This window comes from Myxococcus xanthus, assembly GCF_013116825.1.
Taxonomy (GTDB): domain Bacteria; phylum Myxococcota; class Myxococcia; order Myxococcales; family Myxococcaceae; genus Myxococcus; species Myxococcus xanthus_B.
On sequence record NZ_JABFNS010000002.1, the window covers coordinates 79,441 to 96,408 of the forward strand.

The following is a 16,968-nucleotide window of genomic DNA, read 5'->3' on the forward strand; positions in this document are numbered from 1 at the left end:
GCGCGCCGGGCTTCGTTGCAACCCTTGCTAACTGGTTGACACTATTAGGGAGTGCATGTGGGATGGAACATTCCAATGGGTGCTACTGGATACTGAAACTGTAATTCCTGCATACTGAGAATGGTCCCCCCGACCCCCCCTTCCGGAGGTCCCCCGTGCTCCGTGTGCGCTACCTTGCCTGCCTGGCTGGTGCCGCCTTGCTTCTGGCCCTGCCAGCCTCCGCTCAAGAGGAGGCTGTCTGTTCACCAGTTGTCGCGAAGGTGCCCCTGGAACGGCATCTCCGGCAGCTGTCGCTGGACCTGCTCGGCCGCCCTCCCACCTATGAGGAGTACCAGGCCGCCCAGGCCAAGGGCTCCATCGGCGTGGAAGACATCCGCGCGATGATGACGAAGGACGAGTTCAACGCGCGCATCCGCAACTACCACCGCGCGTTGCTGCGCTCGAACCTCTCCGGAAGCCTCAACAACAACCAGAACTCGCGGGTGACGGGCAACGGCATTGCCACCGCTTATGGCGTGGCCGGCAATCCCGCGACGACGCTGCGCGGCGCGAATGGCGCGACGTGCGACTCAGACATCGCGCAGGACAGGTGCCTCACGGCGGAGCAGCCAGACGCGCACGCGGCGCCGCTCACCGAGCGTCCCCGGACGAAGTGCCACGACGACGAGGGCGTGCCGCTGGCCGTCAGCTACGACTACGACACGAACTACTACGCGTGTACGCCGCTCGCGCCGACCACGCCGGATGGCACCGCGAAGTGCTCGGACCTGCTGAGCACCAGCCACCCGAAGCATGAGTACCTCTACTTCTGCGACCAGCGTGGTTCGGGCAGCGGCGCGGGGGCCTTCATCTGTGAGCCGGACCCGGCGAAGACCACGACCCGGGCGCTGACGGTGAAGGAGATGGATGGCGCCAAGATCAAGGCGTTCAAGCACCCGAACCCGGACTCCAAGCCAGCGCTCACCGAGCTGAAGCGCTGCACGCTGGACCTGGAGCTGCGCAGCGGACTCAAGGGCAACTACGGGGTTCAGCGCGGCTGCATCCTGCGCGAGGGCTTCGTGAACAAGGCCGCGCCCTACTGGGCCACCGACAAGACGCCGGAGAGCGTCAAGGTGTGCGCCATCGACGCGCAGGAGCGCACCCACAACCCCTGGAACCTGGCGTCCTGTGAGACGTCCCGCTTCTCCACCGACCGCAGCTGCGGCTGCGGCGTGGGCATGCGCCGCTGCGAGACGCCCGCCATCACCGCGCAGGACATCCGGGACGTGCACAGCCTGCGCGTGGCCGCCTTCAACGACGAGCCGCTGCGCATCGCCGAGTCGGTGGTGCAGCGCGACGAGCCCTACTTCAACATCCTCACCACGCGCCGCTCGTTCATGAACGGCACCCTGTCCGAGTACTTCCGCAACCAGCAGGGCGTGGGCGTCTTCAACGTGACGACGCCCACCGCGCAGGGCGCCGTGCCGGCGGTGGCCTACAACGACACGGAGGCTTGGGCGGAGTACACGCGTGACGAGGGGCACGCGGGCGTGCTCACCACGCCGTCCTACCTCTACCGCTTCCCCACGCACCGCGCGCGGGTGAACCACTTCTACGAAGCCTTCCTCTGCAAGACGTTCGCGCCGCCGCCGGGGGCTTCGTCGCCCGCGCCGGAGGACGCGTGCAACCGCGAGAACAACCTGGCGGTGCGCTGCGGCTGCAACTACTGCCACGCCACCATCGAGCCCACCGGCGCGCACTGGGGCCGCTACGCGGAGCGCTCCGCGCAGTTCCTCGCGCCCGACCAGTTCCCTCGCTACGACCCGAAGTGCCGCGACTGCGCCCTCAACGGCGACACCAACTGCGGTGGCGAGTGCAGCCAGTACATCATGCAGGCCTACGACGGTGATGGTGCCAGCAGCCTGGGCCTGCTCAAGACGTACCTGTACCGCACGGCGGACGAAGAGCAGAACATCGAGGCCGGCCCCGCGCTGCTGGTGCAGAAGATGCTCCAGTCGGGGGACCTGGAGCGCTGCACGGTGCGGCGCATCTGGACCGAGTTCCTCGGCCGCCCGATGACGGCGGAGGAGCAGCGCCTGTACCTGGCGCCCTTCGCGCAGGACTTCGCGCGCAACGGCCACCGCCTCAAGGCGCTCATCGAGCGCGTGGTGACGTCCGACGCCTACCGGAGGATTGACTGATGCGCCGCCTCGTCTTGACCGCCGCGCTGCTCGCGCTGGCCTCCGGCTGCACGAAGGATGACGCGCAGTCCACGGGCGGCATCATCGAGCCCATCCCCAACCCGCATCAGCCCGGGGACTTCACGCCGCTGCCGGACCCCGAGGTCCAGGACGGCAGCGTGGGCCGCGCGCCGCGCCGACTCACCGTGGCCCAGTTGGACGCCGCCATCGTCGGGGCGGTGGGGCAGCGCTGGAGCGAGCTGGACTCGCGCGCCACGTCCATGGGGCGCGCGGACTACGCCCTGGTGGTGAGCGAGAACACCGAGCCCAACCTGGTGTTCGCCAAGTTCCTGGAGGACGGCGCGCGCAAGGTGTGCATCAACCAGGCGTCCGCGGAGATGCGCATGACGGACGCCTCGGCCCGCACCATGGGCCGGCTGCTGCCGGAGAAGTGGGATGACCTGACGAAGCTGACCGACGCGGAGGTGCGCGCGCAGCTCGTCTACATGTCCACCCGCTTCTGGGGTTCGCCGCTGTCGGGCGAGGAGCTCACGAAGTGGACGACCTTCTTCACCCAGGCCGCGGCTCGGGTGCAGACCCTCGCCTCTTCCAAGCGCCATGAGACGTTGGCCGTGGTGTGTATCGCCATGCTGACGGACCCGCGCTTCATCACCTACTGACGCTCGGAGTGACCGCGATGAAGAAGAACCGCCACGACGAGAATGGCTCCCAGGGCTGCGCCCACGGACGCCGTACCTTCCTCAAGGCCACCGCTGGCTTCATGGGCTCCACCCTGTTGGGTGGGCTGCCCTTCCGCGCCTTCGCCCAGGCGGCGGAGATGGCGCCGGCGGACCGCTGCTTCGTGTTCGTCTACTTCAACGGTGGATGGGACCAACTGCTGGCCTTCGACCCGCGGGACCCGACCGAGTTCACCGCGGACCGTGCCTCGGAGACGAAAATCCTCCCGGGCTACGACCAGATCAACGACTCCCGCTTCGAGTCCCGGCCGCTCATCCCCGCCGAGCTTCCGGGCGTGGGCCGGTCGAACATCGACTTCGGGCCCGCGGTGGGCAACGAACTGGCCAGGCACTACGACCTGATGACGGTGGTGCGCGGCATCAACATGAACACGCTGGGCCACGAGGTGGGCTACCGCTACTTCCTCACTGGGAAGATGCCCATCGGCAGCGCGGCGCGTGGGTCCTCCACGGCGACCGAAATCGTGGGGCAGATGAAGCCGCGCGTGCCCATTGCCTCCATCTCCTACAACGTGGAGTCGTACAACGACCGGTACGGCGGCTATGCCAACGCGCTGCGCGTCAGCCGCCGGGACGACCTGATCCTGACGCTGAAGGGCAGCACGGACATGCTGGACAGCGAAATCGAGAAGCAGTTGCTCGACTTCCGCGGCCAGCCCGTCAACTGCGAGCAGGCGGCCTATGGCGCGCGAGGGTTGGGCACCACCTATTCGAACAGCCAGGAGCAGATGCGGCTCATCCAGTCCCAGGGACTGGACAAGTCGTTCGACTTCCTCGTGGGGCCCAACCAGCCGCACAGCGCGGAGATGGCGGCCATCCGCACGAAGTACAACCTGACCAGCGCCAACGACGTGAATGGCGAGCGCGGCCGCGCCGCCACGGTGGCGACCGCGCTGAAGAAGGGCATCGCCCAGTGCGTCACCATCAACCTCACGGGCGGCCTGGACACCCACTTCGGCAGCCAGCTCACGCAGGCCAACAATCAGCGGCGCGGCTTCGACGCCCTGGCCATGCTGGTGAAGGACCTGCGTGAGAGCGGCCATCCCGCGGGTGGCACCTTCATGGACCACACCACCATCATGGTGTTCTCCGAGTTCTCCCGCACGCCGCTCATCAACAGCTCCGGTGGCCGTGACCACCACCTGAGCAACTCCGCGCTGCTGATGGGGGCCGGCATCAAGCACAACTTCGTGTTCGGCCGCAGCGGTGACATCGGCATGGCGCCGGGCACCTTCGACCTGCGCAACGGCGCGTCGGACCCGAACGGCGAGAACATCCTCCCCGAGCACGTCATCGCCACGGTCCTGGCGTCCGCGGGGCTGGACTACAGCATCACCCGCGTCGAACCGCTGCGTCCCATCCTCGCCTGAGCCGTCCATTTCGCATGCGCATCCATCCGAGGGCTTCCGCCTCCGCCGTCTTCTCCCTGCTCTCGCTCTTGGTCCTGGGGGCATGCGGGGAGGACCGTTCGCTTCCGCTCGACAAGCCCGAGCCGACGCCCTTCCAGCCGGTCCAGGTTCCAGCCGTCACGGCCCTGGCGCCGGTCTCCGGCTTCGCGGACCAGGCGGGTGGGGGTGTCTTCACTACCGCTTCGCGCGAGCTCGTCCGGCTGCGGCTGGACGGCACGTACGGGGCGCTGGAGCCGCACCCGGACAATGAGGTGGCGGCGGGCGGCATCCTCGGCGTCTTCCGGCTGGGGCCTCACAGCGCGCTGGTGGAGACGCAGACCGGGCTCTTCATGGCGGAGTCGGGGTGGCTCATCGCGCCGCCCTGGCGGGACGCGCTGGGGCAGGGCGTCATCGCCACCGCGCAGTCCGCGGACGGCGCGGTGTGGCTGGCGCACACGCGCGGCCTGTTCCGCCTGCAGGAGGGTACGCTGGCGGAGTTGAAGGTGGACAGCGCGTCGGTGAAGGCCATCACCTCGCTGGCGGCGGCGCCCTCACCGGAGAACCTGCCCGGCGTGTGGTTCCTGCACGACGGCGGGTTGAGCGTCGCGGTGGCCCTCAGCACCACCTACTACCGGGTGCACACCACGAGCGCGCCCCTGGCGGAAGGCGAGTCGCTGCAAGCGCTGGCCGGAATCGGGCCCGCGGTGGGCACCTCTGGTGAGCTGTGGGCGCTCACCAACCAGGGCCTGCTGCGCCGGGGCAAGAACGGCTGGCGCCGCGTGGAGCTGCCGCAGCCGCCGCAGAAGCTGATCGCCTCGGGCCGCTTCCTGTGGGCGAAGACGGGCGGCTCGTTGCTCCAGTACGACGCGGACGCGAACGTCTGGCGCGCGGCCACGGACGCCGGCGCCGGGGACTTCCATTTCATAGCCGCGGATGAGAGCGGCAGTGTGTGGGTGCTGCAGGGCGGGGTATCCGCCGCGCTGAGCCACGTGCTGGTGCCGCGCCTCCGGGGGCTCTACCAGGGCATGCAACTGGTGAACGACGGCCTGGTGGTGCGCGCGGTGATGCCGCCGGGCGGAGCGCCCGAGCGCGTCGTCTACAAGCTGGGCAACTCGGAGATTCCCACGGAGGGGCCGGACTACAGCCTGGGCGGCCTGGAGGCCGACGGGACGCACCGCGCCTACTCCTTCGCGTCGCTGGAGGCCGGCCGCTACGTCCTGTCGGTGGTGGCGCGCTACGCGGATGGTTCGGAGGCGCGGCGCTCGGTGCCGTTCGACTACGCACCCCTGGCGTCGGGGCCGCTGAGCTGGGACAAGGACATCCGCCCCATCCACGAGGCGCGGTGCCGCAACTGCCACAACAGCTCCAGCGCGGCGCGCTCGCTCGACAGCTTTGAGCTGTGGCGGGCCAACGCGCCCATCATCACCGAAGCCGTGAGAGACCAGCGGATGCCCGCCGACGGTCCCATGGACCCCGAGCTCATCTCCCGCATCCAGCGCTGGGCCTCCTCTGGCGCCAGGCCCTGAAGCAACGCGCAGTCTCCCCGAGGTACCTGACATGACCCGACTGACCCGCGCGGCCCCCCTCCTCGCGCTCCTCGCCGCGGCCTGCTCGGATGAGCCTGCGCCCGCGCGCGTGGCGCAGCCTCACCAGACGGACCCGTGCACGGGCCTGGCCGCGCTGACGCTCACCGCGCAGCCCGCGCGCGTGCGTGTGTCGAGCCCCGTGTCCCTGGTGGCCACCGGCGGCAGCGGCCATTACACCTACCTGCTGGAGCCGGGCGGCTCCTCGGGGTCGCTGGTGGGCAGCCGCTTCCTGGCGGGGCGCACGCCGGGCACGGACACGCTGGTGGTGGAGGACGCGCGCTGCCCGGGCGTGAGCGCCACTACGCAGGTCAACGTGGCGGCGGCGTTCAACGTCGCGCCCGTGCGCGCGGAGCTGCGGCCGGGCACCTCCTTCCAGGTGGCGACGGACGGCGTGCTGGGCTCGGTCATGTACCTGCTGTCGGCCGACGGCTCCGGCGCCACGCTGTCGCCTGGTGGCCTCTACACGGCCGGCACGCGTGAGGGCCTGGACGTCATCACCGTGCGCGACACCCAGTCGGGGGACGAGGCGGTGCTCCAGTACGAGGTCCGCGCCCATGCCCGGCTGACGGGGGCGCCGGCCTTCCTCGCCGCGCCCTCGGGTTCGTCCGTTCCGCTGGCCACGCGCGGTGGCAGCGACCGGGTGAACTGGACGAAGGAGTCCGGCCCCGGGACGCTGGTGGGCGGCCGGTTGACCTTCGAGCCCGGCGCCACCGGCGTGGCGGTGCTCAACGCGGCGGACCCCTTCACCGGGGACACGACGCGGGTGTCGGTGCGCGTGCTGGACGAGCTGACGCGGCCGGGACTGCCGCACGGTCGTCTGTCCGACGCAGCCACCCTGGTGACGGCGGACTTCGACGGCGACGGCCACCTGGACCTGGCGGTGGGGCAGCGCGAGAGCGACCTGAACCAGCCGTCGGGCGGCGCCGTGTTCATCTTCAAGGGGGGCAGCGGCGGCCTGCCGACGGAGCCCACGTGGGTGCTCACCGGCACCACGGAGACGGCGCAGTTCGGTGACGCGCTGGCGGCGGGCGACCTGGATGGCGACGGGCGCGCGGAGCTGCTGGTGTCCTCGCCGGGCGCGGACGTGGCCGTCACCAACGCCGGCGCGGTGTACCTCTACACCTTCCGAAGCGGGGCGCCTGCGCCGCTTCGCCAGCAGCTCACCGGCCTGCTCCGCAACGCGGCGTTCGGCTCGGGCATGGCCATCGCGGACTTCGAGGGCGACGGCGACCTGGACGTGGTGGTGGGCTCGCCGCTGGGCGACCTGGCCCCCACCAACGCCATCCGCAACCGCGGCACGGTGGACATCTACGCGTCGACGCGGAGCTCGCCGGTGCCGGACCTCCCCACGGTGCGGCTGGGCGGCTGGGATTTGACGCAGGACGGCGCCCTGGTGTCGCGCAGCAACACCGAGCTGGGCCGCGCGCTGGTGACGGGCGACCTCAACGGGGACGGCCTGGTGGACCTGGCGGCGCTGAGCCGGGTGTCCCGGTACGACGCGTCCGGAGCGGTGTCGGGCGCGCAGGTGGCCATCTCCGTCTTCCTGGCACGCGCGCAAGGCGCGCGCTTCCGGGCCTCGCCGGACGTGTACGTGCTGCCGGCCAACACGGCGGACAGCAACGAGGGCACGTGGCGGCTGGGCGTCATCCCCGCCGAGGGCACGCGGCCTCCGCTGCTGCTGGCGGTGGCGGACCGGGCGGACTCGCCGGACCTGCGCTCGAGCGGAGGGCTGCAGTCCGGCAGTGACTCGGGGGGGGCGCTGCTGTTCGATTTGACGGGCTACTCCGCCACGGGTGAGCCCGCGAACCGGCCGCCCCAGGTGATGCGCGAGGACGCCTTCGCCCGCATCTACGGCGAGGCCAGCGGCATCAACGCGGGCCGGAGCTGGGCGGTGATGGACGTCGACGGCGAGCCGGGCCTGGAGCTGCTCCTGGGCGCGCCGTACGCGTCCGCGCCTTCGGGGGTGGGGAGCGGCACGCTGCGCTGGAGCGGCAAGATTCTCGTCCATCCCCTGGCGGCGCTCGAGAAGGGCAGCGTCCTCAACCGGCCGCTGACGGTCATCAACGGGACGGCGGTGTCGGACACGCTGGGCTCGGGGCTGGCGACCTGGGGCCCCGCGGCGACCCCGTCGCTGGTGGCCTTCGCGGGCCGGTCCTCGTCGGCGCAGGGGGCCTTCACCGGCAGCGTGGAGCTGTACCACCGTCAGGGCGCGTCGGTGACGGAGTGGACGCGCACCAGCGTCCGGGTGCCGGCGAAGCCGAGCGTGGAGCGCTTCGGCGAGGCGGTGGCCATTGCGCAGGGCCCGCAGGGCCGTCCGCTGGTGCTCACGGGCGCGCCGGGCTGGTCCGGCCCTGGCACCAGCAATGATGGCAATGCCCTGGCCATTGGCCGTGCCTACGTCCACGACGTGGCGGCGCCCGCGCAGGCCACCGTGGCGGAGGAGGGGCTGCCCTCGCCGCACCGGGCGGGCCGCAACGTGGGCGTGGACGTGGCCTTCTCCGACTTCAACGGTGACGGGCGTCCTGACCTGGTGGTGGGCGCGTCCAACTTCTACGTGCCGGGCACGGGCACCACGAGTTCGAACAACGAGCTCAACAACACGTACACGTCGGTGCCCGACGCGTGTGTCACCAGCGGCTCCCAGTCGATGGGCGGCGCGCTGGTGTCGCTGGGGCAGGCGGACGGGAGCTTCAAGCCGGCGTACCGGCTGTTCGCGCCGAACGTCATCGCGGACTGCACGTCGGAGCCGGAGTCCCTCTGCCGGCGCACCGGCATCGGGCGCGGCGTGGTGGGCGGGTTCGATTTGAACGGCGATGGCCGTGAGGACGTGGGCCTGCTGCGCAACGACGGCATGGAGGTGTTCCTGGGCCGCGCGCCCGAGGACGCATCGCTGGCGAAGCTGAGCATGGTGTGTGAGTCCGTCTACACGATGCCGTCCATGGACATTCAAACGTCCGCGCCCACGTCGCTGGGCGACCTCAACGGCGACGGCTGTGACGAACTGGCCTGGCGTTACGCGGAGGGCTCGCGGTCGGGCGTGGCCATCCTGTTGGGCTTCGACGCGGGCGGCTCGCGCTGCGGCGGGCGCAGGGCGGCCACCGTGTGGCGCATCGCCGGTGACAGCGAGGTGCAGCTCACCAACATGGGCCTGGGCCTGAGCATGACGCGCGCGGGCCGGTTCCTGGGCGACACGCGCGACTTCGTGGCCATCAGCGCCACCAGCGTGCCCTTCAACGGCGTGACGCAGCCGGTGGTGCTGCTCTTCGACAAGACGGTGCTGGTGAACCGGATGCAGGCGCTCCAGTCCGCGGGCTCGCCGCTGGTGGTGGGCGCGCTGGGTGACGGCCTCAACCCCATTGTCCTGGTCCACCGCCACCGCGCGGTGAACTTCGGCGCGCGGCTGGTGGGCGGCACGGACCTCACGGGTGACAACATCCCCGACCTGCTGGTGAGCGCGCCGGGCGCCTCCGAGGCCTCCGACGGCGGTGGCGCCGTGTTTCTCTATGCTGGCGGGGTTGGCCAGCAGGGCGCGCTTTCGCCGTTCCTCATGGTGGTGGGAGATGCCTCGGAGCGCTCGGCACTGGGGCAGGCGATGTCGATGATGCCGGGCAGCGGCAGCTCGCCGCCCATGCTCGTCATCGGCGCGCCGCGCAGCTACCGGACGGGGACGCAGAACGGCACGGCCTTCGTGTTGCCGCTCGGCTTTTGACGGTCCGCACCGGGAGGCTGTTGGGTCCACGCTGGGGCCGGGGCTATCCTGGCGCCTGTCTCAGCGTGGGAGGCCCATGAGCCTGAACCGGGAGTGGCGTCACGGCGAGCAGCGAGCGTGGTTCGAAGCGCCGGACATCCTCTGGGCGCGCTTCCGGGGCTCCATCACCCTGGAGACGTCGGTCTGGTCGTGTGGCGTGTACCGGGAGATGGCGGACGCGCAGCGCTTCTACCTGGCCGCGGACATCACGGACTCGCACCTCAGTCCGGAGTCGCGCCGCTACCTGGTGGACCACGCGCAGGCGGGCTGGTTCCTGGGCGTCGTCTACATCGGCGCGGCGATGGAGCAGAAGGCCACCACCAAGAGCCTCATGGTGGGCGCGATGCTGAGCGGCGGGACGCGGCTCGACACGGCCTACGTGGATTCGGCCGAAGAGGCGCGGGCATGGATTGCGCGACACCGCGAGGCGGCGGCGCGGACAGGCTGAGCGCGGTGGGCGGTCCGGCGGGGTGACGGGCGTGCTGCACACGGTAGGGTGCATGCACATCGTCCTGTGGCCAGGAGGGTGCATGGGGGCCGAAGCCCTGGGTTGGTTCAGTTCATTCGTCCTGTTGTTGACCATTGCCGTCCAGGTCCACAAGCAGTGGAAGTCTGGCTCGAGCGAGGGCGTGTCCAAGTGGCTCTTCGTGGGGCAGATGACGGCCTCCGTGGGGTTCACGCTCTACAGTTGGAAGGTCGGCAACTGGGTCTTCGTGGTGACGAACGCGCTGATGCTGTTGAGCGCGGTGCTGGGGGCCGTGATTGTCCTCAAGCACCGCCGGGCCGCGCGGAGGAAGCACGCCACCCAGTCGCGCGCGCCCTCTGACGCCGTGCATGCCTGAGGACCTGGGCCCTGGCTGTCCGCCTGCCCCAGGGGCGGGCAATCAGCGCGTCCAGGAGGTGGGTTGGTTTGCGGGAACAGCCTTCTCACATTGCCCGAGCCCCTTAGCGCAGGAGTTCGACATGGCCGACAAATCGGAAGTGGCCCGGCTGCGCAGCCTGGCCCAGCTCGACGCGGATGCCGTGGGTGCCTACGACGCGGCCCTGGCCCGGATTCCGGAACCGTTGGTCCGCGAGCGGCTCAATGGATTCCGAATCGACCACGTCCGGCACGTACAGGACCTGAACGCCCTCATCCACGAGGCGGGCGGGACGCCGCTGGAGCTGCGCCTGGACCTCAAGGGAACGGCGATGGTGGGCCTGACGGCGATGTCCAGCATGATGGGCACCGAGGCCGCGCTGGTGGCCATGCTCGGCAACGAGGAGTTCTCCAACCGCGCCTATGACGTCGCCCTGCGCTTCGACTGGCGCCCCGAGGTCCGGGCGCTGATCGAAAAGCACCGGGAGGACGAGCGGCGCCACGTGATGTGGATTCGCGAAGCCGTCCGGACGCGTCCTTGGGAGCGGGCGCGCGCCGCCGCGGAGGGTTCCGAAGCGCCCGCCTGAGCGGCCCTCCCGGGCCGATATGCCGGGGCCTGGTCCTCGTTTACGCTCCCGCTGGGGCTCTACGAGGAGACGGGACGAATGCGCTCGGTGGTCTACGCGGCGGTTGTGTTGGCGGGCCTGATGACGGGCTGTGCCCATCAGGCTGGCACCTATAGCGACCTCTTCATCCCGGACGGAGAGGCCATCTACGAACGGCCGGTGGAGGAGATGTGGCCGGAGGTGCGCCAGTACTTCACCGAAGCCAACCTGCCCTTCCGCGAGGACCGGGGCAGCATGGTGCTGGAGACGGACTGGCGCCAGGAGTTCGGTGGCTCGAAGGTGTCCGGCTTCTTCCACCGCTACATGGTGATGGGCAAGCGCGAGTCCCCCACCCAGAGCAAGCTGTGGATCATCCGCATCACCAAGAGCCGCAACAAGGCGCTGGCCCCGCCGGGCCGTGAGCTGGACTGGGGTGTGGCGCGCATCATCGGTGACCAGGGAGGAGGTGCCTCCTCGGCCCCGGGCCTCTCCGTGGAGGATTGGGAGGATCGGCTGGATGCGCCGGTGGGGGAGAACTCCTTCTTCGCGGAGTCGGGGCAGGGCTCGCGAGACCTGGTCATGGAGTGGCGGGTGTTCCGCTCCATCTCCCCCAAGCTGATGAAGGAGGAGAACGCGCCCAAGCCGGTGAAGGTGGCGATGGCGGCTGACGCGGAGGGAGGCGCGGCGGCCATGGACTTCGAATGTGGCTTGCCGATTCTGGGCCTGGGGAAGCAGGTGAAGCCGGGTGGGGTGCTGCTGCTGGGGGAGATGCACGGCACGCAGGAGGTGCCGCGCTTCATCGCGCAGGCGTCATGCCAGACGGCGGTGGCCGGCACGCCGGTGACGGTGGGGCTGGAGCTGCCGCTGGAGAGCCAGACGCGGGTGGACACCTTCCTGGACAGCGCGGGGACGGACGATGACTGGCTGAAGCTGATGGAGGCGCCCTTCTGGCGCAGCCCGTACCCGGACGGCCGCAGCAGCGAGGCGGTGGCGAATATGCTGGAGCAGCTGCGCCAGCTGCGCTCGCGCGGACTGGACGTGGATGTGTTCGTCTTCGACCACCCGAAGGCCCAGGGGCAGGCGAGGGAGAATGCGATGGCGGCGACGGTCCGGCACCAGGTGGAGTCGGGCCCGGGGCGCTTCCACGTCATCCTGTCGGGCAACATCCACTCGCGCACGAAGAAGGGCCTGCCGTGGGACAAGTCCTTCCAGCCGATGGGGCTGGTGCTGAAGGACGCGCTCGACAGCGTGGTGGCGCTGGACATGGCGTACAACAGCGGGTCGGCGTGGATTTGCGCGGTGGACAGCAAGGGCGTGAAGGACCAGCTGGCCTGCGGCATCCGCGAGGCGAAGGGGCGGGACAACGGCGACCGCTTCTTCCTGCACACGTGGGGCGGAACGAACGATGACGGCTACCACGGTGTCTTCTACGTGGGGCCGGTGAGCGCGTCGGCGCCGGCGGTGCACAAGGGGCTGGGACGTCCGGGTGGGGGCGACAACTCGAGTGTTCCGTCGGAAGACCGGACTCCGACGCTCGCGCTCCACTGACGTCTGGCATCTCACGGGGCGCGTCGCGGCTGCTGCGCGCCCCGTGGCGCTGGCGTAAGTTGCCGGCGTGAGCGACATCACTGTCTATCAGCCGGAGCTCCTCTACATGGGCGGCCGGTTCCACGAAGGGCGCGGCCTCGCGGTGAGCGCCGACGGCCGCCTCCTGGCCTTGGAATCCGTCCCCGCGGGCGCGCGCACCGTCGCGCTGCCGGGAAGGGCCTTGCTACCGGGGCTCGTCAACGGACACTCCCACGCGTTCCAGCGGCTCATCCGTGGGCGTACGGAGTACGTGGCATCAGGCCGGGAGGCGGACGACTTCTGGAGCTGGCGCGAGGCGATGTACCGCGCCGCCGAGTCGCTGAGCCCGGAGGACCTCTACGTCGCCTCGCGGCAGGCCTTCGTGGAGATGGCGCTCGCGGGCATCACCACCGTGGGGGAGTTCCACTACGTCCACCACCAGTCCGACGGCACGCCATACGCGGACCGCAACACGTTGGCGCACGCGGTGATTCGCGCCGCGCGGGATGTGGGGTTGCGCATCTGCCTGCTGCGCGTGGGGTACGCCCGTGCGGGCTTCGGCGTGGCGGCGAATCCGCGGCAGCGCCGCTTCATCGACCCGGACGTGGAGACGTTCCTGGGGTCGGTTGAGGCGCTGGCCCGCGAGGTGCGCTCCGACGCGGCGGTCAGCGTGGGGCTCGCGCCGCACAGCGTGCGCGCGGTGCCTCGGGAGTGGCTGGCGGCGCTCGCGGCCTCGCCCGTGCGGCGCCTGCCCGTCCACATGCACGTGGCGGAGCAGCCGAAGGAAATCGAAGCCTGTCTGGCGGAGCATGGCCGCAGGCCGGTGGAGCTGCTGGCGGACGTGGGCCTGCTGGGGCCCGGCTTCACGGCGGTCCACGGGGTGCACCTGACGGACGAGGAGGTGTCGCTGTTGGGCCGGGCCGAGGCCACGGTGTGCGCGTGTCCTTCCACGGAGCGGAACCTGGGTGACGGCATCGTTCCCGCGGATGCGCTGGTGAAGGCGGGCGCGCGCATCAGCCTGGGCTCGGACAGCCAGGCCACGGTGGACCTGCTGGATGAGGCGCGACAGCTGGAAGGGCACCTGCGGCTGTCGCGGCTGCGGCGCGCCGTGCTGGACCCGGGCGGGGGGGCCATGGATGGGCTGGCGGCGCGGCTGCTGGACATGGCCACCGTGGACGGCGCGCGGAGCCTGGGGCTCGCCACCGGCGTCCTGGAGGCCGGCGCGCCCGCGGACTTCTTCACGGTGGACCTGCACCATCCGTCGCTCGTGGGCGCCCTGCCGGCGTCGCTGCTGCCCGCCATTGTGTTGGGCGCGGAGAAGGCGGCGGTGCGCGATGTGGTGGTGGGCGGACGCGAGGTCGTCCGTGAGGGCAGGCATGCGCTCGCGGAGGAGAGTGGCCGCGCGTTCCAGGTGTTGTCTCGCGCGCTGTACGCCTGAGCGGCAGTCCTCCTCCGATATGGCATTGGGGCGCGGCGCGTTCACCCCCGGGAGTTCATTCCCGGAGGGGCCGATGCGCGCGAAGTGGTTCGCGGTGGTGACGTTGATGTGCTTCCAGGTGGGCTGCGCGGCCCGGCAGGGAAGCACCTACAGTGACTTGTTCATCCCGGATGGCGAGGCCATCTACGAGCGGCCCCTGGAAGAAGTCTGGCCCGAGGTGCGGCAGTTCTTCACGGAGAACAAGCTGCCCTTCAAGGAGGACAAGGGGAGCCTGGTGCTGGAGACGGACTGGCGCCAGGAGTTCGGCGGTTCGAAGATTTCGAGCTTCTGGCACCGGTACATGGTGCTGGGAAAGCGCGAGACGCCGACGAAGAGCAAGCTGTGGATCATCCGCATCACCAAGAGCTCCAGCACCGCGCTGAGTCCTCCGGGTCGTGAGATTGATTGGGGGCCGGGCCGTGGCCTCGCAGGAGGGAGTCGCTCCGAACGGCAAGCGACCGCGGGGACAAACAGTCTGTTGGAGTCGACAGGGGGAGGGATGGTGGACCCCATGCTCAGCGTTGAAGACTGGGCGGACCGGATGAACGCGCCCCAGGGAGAGAACTCCTTCTACGCGGGTTCGGGGCAGGGCTCGCGGGACCTGGTCATGGAGTGGCGGGTGTTCCGCGCCATCTCCCCCAAGCTGCTGAAGGAAGAGAGCGCGCCCAAGCCGGTGCAGGTGGCAACGACGCCCGGTGCGAACGCGGGCGCGGAGGCCATGGCCTTTGAATGTGGCCTGCCCATCCTGGGCCTGGGCAAGCAGGTGAAGCCCGGTGGGGCGCTGCTGCTGGGAGAGATGCACGGTACGCAGGAGGTGCCGCGCTTCATCGCGCAGGCGTCGTGCCAGGTGGCGGTGGCCGGCATACCGGTGACGGTGGGGCTGGAGCTGCCGCTGGAGAGCCAGGCGCGCGTGGGGGCGTTCCTGGAGAGCGCGGGGGCGGAGGAGGACTGGCTGAAGCTGATGGAGGCGCCCTTCTGGCGCAGCCCGTACCCGGACGGCCGCAGCAGCGAGGCGGTGGCGAACATGCTGGAGCAGCTGCGTCAGCTGCGCTCGCGCGGGCTGGACGTGGATGTGTTCGTCTTCGACCACCCGACGATGCAGGGGCAGGCGAGGGAGAATGCGATGGCGGCGACGGTCCGGCACCACGTGGAGTCGGGCCCCCAGCGCTTCCACATCGTCCTGTCGGGCAACATCCACTCGCGCACGAAGAAGGGCCTGCCGTGGGACAAGTCCTTCCAGCCGATGGGGCTGTTGCTGAAGGACGAACTCGACAGCGTGGTGGCGCTGGACATGGCGTACAACAGCGGGTCGGCGTGGATTTGCGCGGTGGACCGCCGCGGCGCGAAGGACCGGCTGGATTGCGGCATCCGCGAGGCGAAGGGGCGGGACAACGGCGACCGCTTCTTCGTGCACACCTGGGGCGGAACGAACGATGACGGCTACCACGGTGTCTTCTACGTGGGGGCGGTGAACGCGGCGGCGCCGGCGGTGCACAAGGGCCTGGGGCGGCCTGGAGCGGGAGACAACTCGCTGTCTCCGCTGGAGGAGGCCGAGCCCCAGGTTGCGTCCGTTCGCTGAATCGACATGGGGGAGGGAAGGGCCTTCCGGGGGCTGGCGTGCCGTGGCATGACCCTTCCCCGGAGGTCTTACCCATGAGTGACACGCTGCCCGCGCTGCGGGCCACCCTGACGGAGTTGGTGGCGATGGACACCACGTCCTTCCGCCCCAACGCTCCGCTCATCGACTACGCGCAGGCGCGCCTGGAGGCCGCGGGCTTCAGCGCGGAGCGCCAGAAGTTCCTGGACGACGCGGGCGTGGAGAAGGTGAACCTCGTCGCGGTGAAGGGCGGTTCCAGCTCCGGCCGCGCCGCGCTGGCCCTGGTGGGGCACTCCGACTGCGTGCCGTACGACGCGGCCTGGACGGACGCGCTGCGGCTGACGGAGAAGGACGGGCGGCTCTACGCGCGCGGCGCGTGTGACACCAAGGGCTTCATCGCCTGCGCGCTGCACGCGGCGTTGAACGCCGAGCAGTTGAAGGCCCCGCTGATGGTGGTCCTCACCGCGGACGAGGAAGTCGGCCTGACGGGCGCCAAGAAGCTGGTGGAGGCGGGGCTGGGCCGCGCGCGGCACGCGATTGTCGGCGAGCCCACGCGCCTCATTCCGGTACGCGCCAACAAGGGCTACTGCCTGGCGGAGGTGGAGGTGCGGGGGAAGGAAGGGCACAGCGCGTACCCGGACTCGGGCGCGTCGGCCATCTTCCGCGCGGGCCGCTTCCTCCAGCGCCTGGAGCACCTGGCGCTGACGGTGCTGCGCGAGGACCTCGACGAGGGCTTCCAGCCGCCCTTCACCACTGTGAACGTGGGTGTCATCCAGGGCGGCAAGGCGAAGAACGTCATCCCCGGCGCCTGCCGCTTCGTCGTGGAGTGGCGGCCCATTCCCGGGCAGCCGCCGGAGCGCGTGTCGCAGTTGCTGGAGACCATCCGCCAGGAGTTGGTGCGGGATGAGCCCGCCTTCGAAGCGCAGATTCGCGTGGTGCGCACGGACCGGGGTGTGAATACGCGGGCGGACGCGGAGGTGGTGCGCTTCCTCGCGGAGGCCAGCGGCAACGCGCCGGAGACGGTGTCCTTCGGGACGGAGGCGCCGCAGATGACGGAGCTGGGCGCGGAGGCGGTGGTGTTCGGCCCCGGCGACATCCGCGTGGCGCACCAGACGGGCGAATACGTGCCCGTGGAAGACCTGGTGCGCTGCGAGGCCGTCCTGGCTCGCGCCGTGGCCCACTTCTGCGGCGGGCGCTGAGCCTGAGTGACCGCGCTTGGGCGGAA

12 protein-coding genes are annotated in these 16,968 nt (G+C 70.3%); all 12 read left to right on the top strand.

Annotated features, from left to right (window positions below; all coding sequences use genetic code 11):
- Positions 1–155: 155 nt before the first annotated feature.
- The 12 genes from HNV26_RS01110 to argE all read left to right on the top strand — a co-directional run bounded on the left by HNV26_RS01110 (position 156) and on the right by argE (position 16,942).
- The gene (locus HNV26_RS01110; RefSeq protein WP_171439382.1) at positions 156–2,180 is read left to right on the top strand and encodes a DUF1585 domain-containing protein; all 2,025 of its coding nucleotides are present in this window, start codon (positions 156–158) and stop codon (positions 2,178–2,180) included.
- A complete protein-coding gene (locus HNV26_RS01115; RefSeq protein WP_171439383.1) occupies positions 2,180–2,839 on the top strand; it encodes a hypothetical protein in 660 nt (219 codons plus the stop codon). The genes HNV26_RS01110 and HNV26_RS01115 overlap by 1 nt, the downstream gene beginning before the upstream one ends.
- A gap of 17 nt (positions 2,840–2,856) precedes the next feature.
- Complete coding sequence (locus tag HNV26_RS01120; RefSeq protein WP_171439384.1) at positions 2,857–4,287, top strand: DUF1501 domain-containing protein; 1,431 nt, start codon at positions 2,857–2,859, stop codon at positions 4,285–4,287.
- Between the two features lie 14 nt (positions 4,288–4,301).
- On the top strand, positions 4,302–5,831 hold the full coding sequence (locus HNV26_RS01125) for a hypothetical protein (RefSeq protein WP_171439385.1): 1,530 nt from the start codon (positions 4,302–4,304) through the stop codon (positions 5,829–5,831).
- Between the two features lie 31 nt (positions 5,832–5,862).
- Positions 5,863–9,600 carry an FG-GAP-like repeat-containing protein gene (locus tag HNV26_RS01130; protein WP_171439386.1) on the top strand — a complete coding sequence of 1,246 codons (3,738 nt, stop codon included), beginning with the start codon at positions 5,863–5,865 and terminating at the stop codon, positions 9,598–9,600.
- Between the two features lie 76 nt (positions 9,601–9,676).
- Positions 9,677–10,087, top strand: coding sequence for a hypothetical protein (locus tag HNV26_RS01135; protein WP_171439387.1), 411 nt, complete (start codon positions 9,677–9,679; stop codon positions 10,085–10,087).
- Between the two features lie 82 nt (positions 10,088–10,169).
- Entirely contained in the window at positions 10,170–10,481 is a 312-nt protein-coding gene (locus HNV26_RS01140; RefSeq protein ID WP_171439388.1) for a PQ-loop repeat-containing protein, read from the top strand.
- 121 nt (positions 10,482–10,602) lie between these two features.
- Positions 10,603–11,085, top strand: coding sequence for a ferritin-like domain-containing protein (locus HNV26_RS01145; protein WP_171439389.1), 483 nt, complete (start codon positions 10,603–10,605; stop codon positions 11,083–11,085).
- A gap of 78 nt (positions 11,086–11,163) precedes the next feature.
- The gene (locus HNV26_RS01150; RefSeq protein ID WP_171439390.1) at positions 11,164–12,651 is read left to right on the top strand and encodes a hypothetical protein; all 1,488 of its coding nucleotides are present in this window, start codon (positions 11,164–11,166) and stop codon (positions 12,649–12,651) included.
- Between the two features lie 67 nt (positions 12,652–12,718).
- Entirely contained in the window at positions 12,719–14,107 is a 1,389-nt protein-coding gene (hutF, locus tag HNV26_RS01155) for a formimidoylglutamate deiminase (protein WP_171439391.1), read from the top strand.
- A gap of 73 nt (positions 14,108–14,180) precedes the next feature.
- Entirely contained in the window at positions 14,181–15,725 is a 1,545-nt protein-coding gene (locus HNV26_RS01160; protein WP_253816052.1) for a TraB/GumN family protein, read from the top strand.
- Positions 15,726–15,799: 74 nt separating this feature from the next.
- Positions 15,800–16,942: an acetylornithine deacetylase gene (gene argE, locus HNV26_RS01165; protein ID WP_171439393.1), complete on the top strand. Its 1,143-nt coding sequence runs from the start codon at positions 15,800–15,802 to the stop codon at positions 16,940–16,942.
- Positions 16,943–16,968: the final 26 nt, after the last annotated feature.

What these genes read in the sequence shown, in the direction of transcription:
- HNV26_RS01115 (WP_171439383.1), top strand. Translation starts at nt 2,180, where the DNA reads ATGCGCCGCCTCGTCTTGACCGCCGCGCTGCTCGCGCTGGCCTCCGGC.
- HNV26_RS01120 (WP_171439384.1), top strand. Translation starts at nt 2,857, where the DNA reads ATGAAGAAGAACCGCCACGACGAGAATGGCTCCCAGGGCTGCGCCCAC.
- HNV26_RS01160 (WP_253816052.1), top strand. Translation starts at nt 14,181, where the DNA reads ATGCGCGCGAAGTGGTTCGCGGTGGTGACGTTGATGTGCTTCCAGGTG.
- HNV26_RS01150 (WP_171439390.1), top strand. Translation starts at nt 11,164, where the DNA reads ATGCGCTCGGTGGTCTACGCGGCGGTTGTGTTGGCGGGCCTGATGACG.
- HNV26_RS01140 (WP_171439388.1), top strand. Translation starts at nt 10,170, where the DNA reads ATGGGGGCCGAAGCCCTGGGTTGGTTCAGTTCATTCGTCCTGTTGTTG.
- HNV26_RS01130 (WP_171439386.1), top strand. Translation starts at nt 5,863, where the DNA reads ATGACCCGACTGACCCGCGCGGCCCCCCTCCTCGCGCTCCTCGCCGCG.
- HNV26_RS01125 (WP_171439385.1), top strand. Translation starts at nt 4,302, where the DNA reads ATGCGCATCCATCCGAGGGCTTCCGCCTCCGCCGTCTTCTCCCTGCTC.
- argE (WP_171439393.1), top strand. Translation starts at nt 15,800, where the DNA reads ATGAGTGACACGCTGCCCGCGCTGCGGGCCACCCTGACGGAGTTGGTG.
- HNV26_RS01135 (WP_171439387.1), top strand. Translation starts at nt 9,677, where the DNA reads ATGAGCCTGAACCGGGAGTGGCGTCACGGCGAGCAGCGAGCGTGGTTC.
- HNV26_RS01145 (WP_171439389.1), top strand. Translation starts at nt 10,603, where the DNA reads ATGGCCGACAAATCGGAAGTGGCCCGGCTGCGCAGCCTGGCCCAGCTC.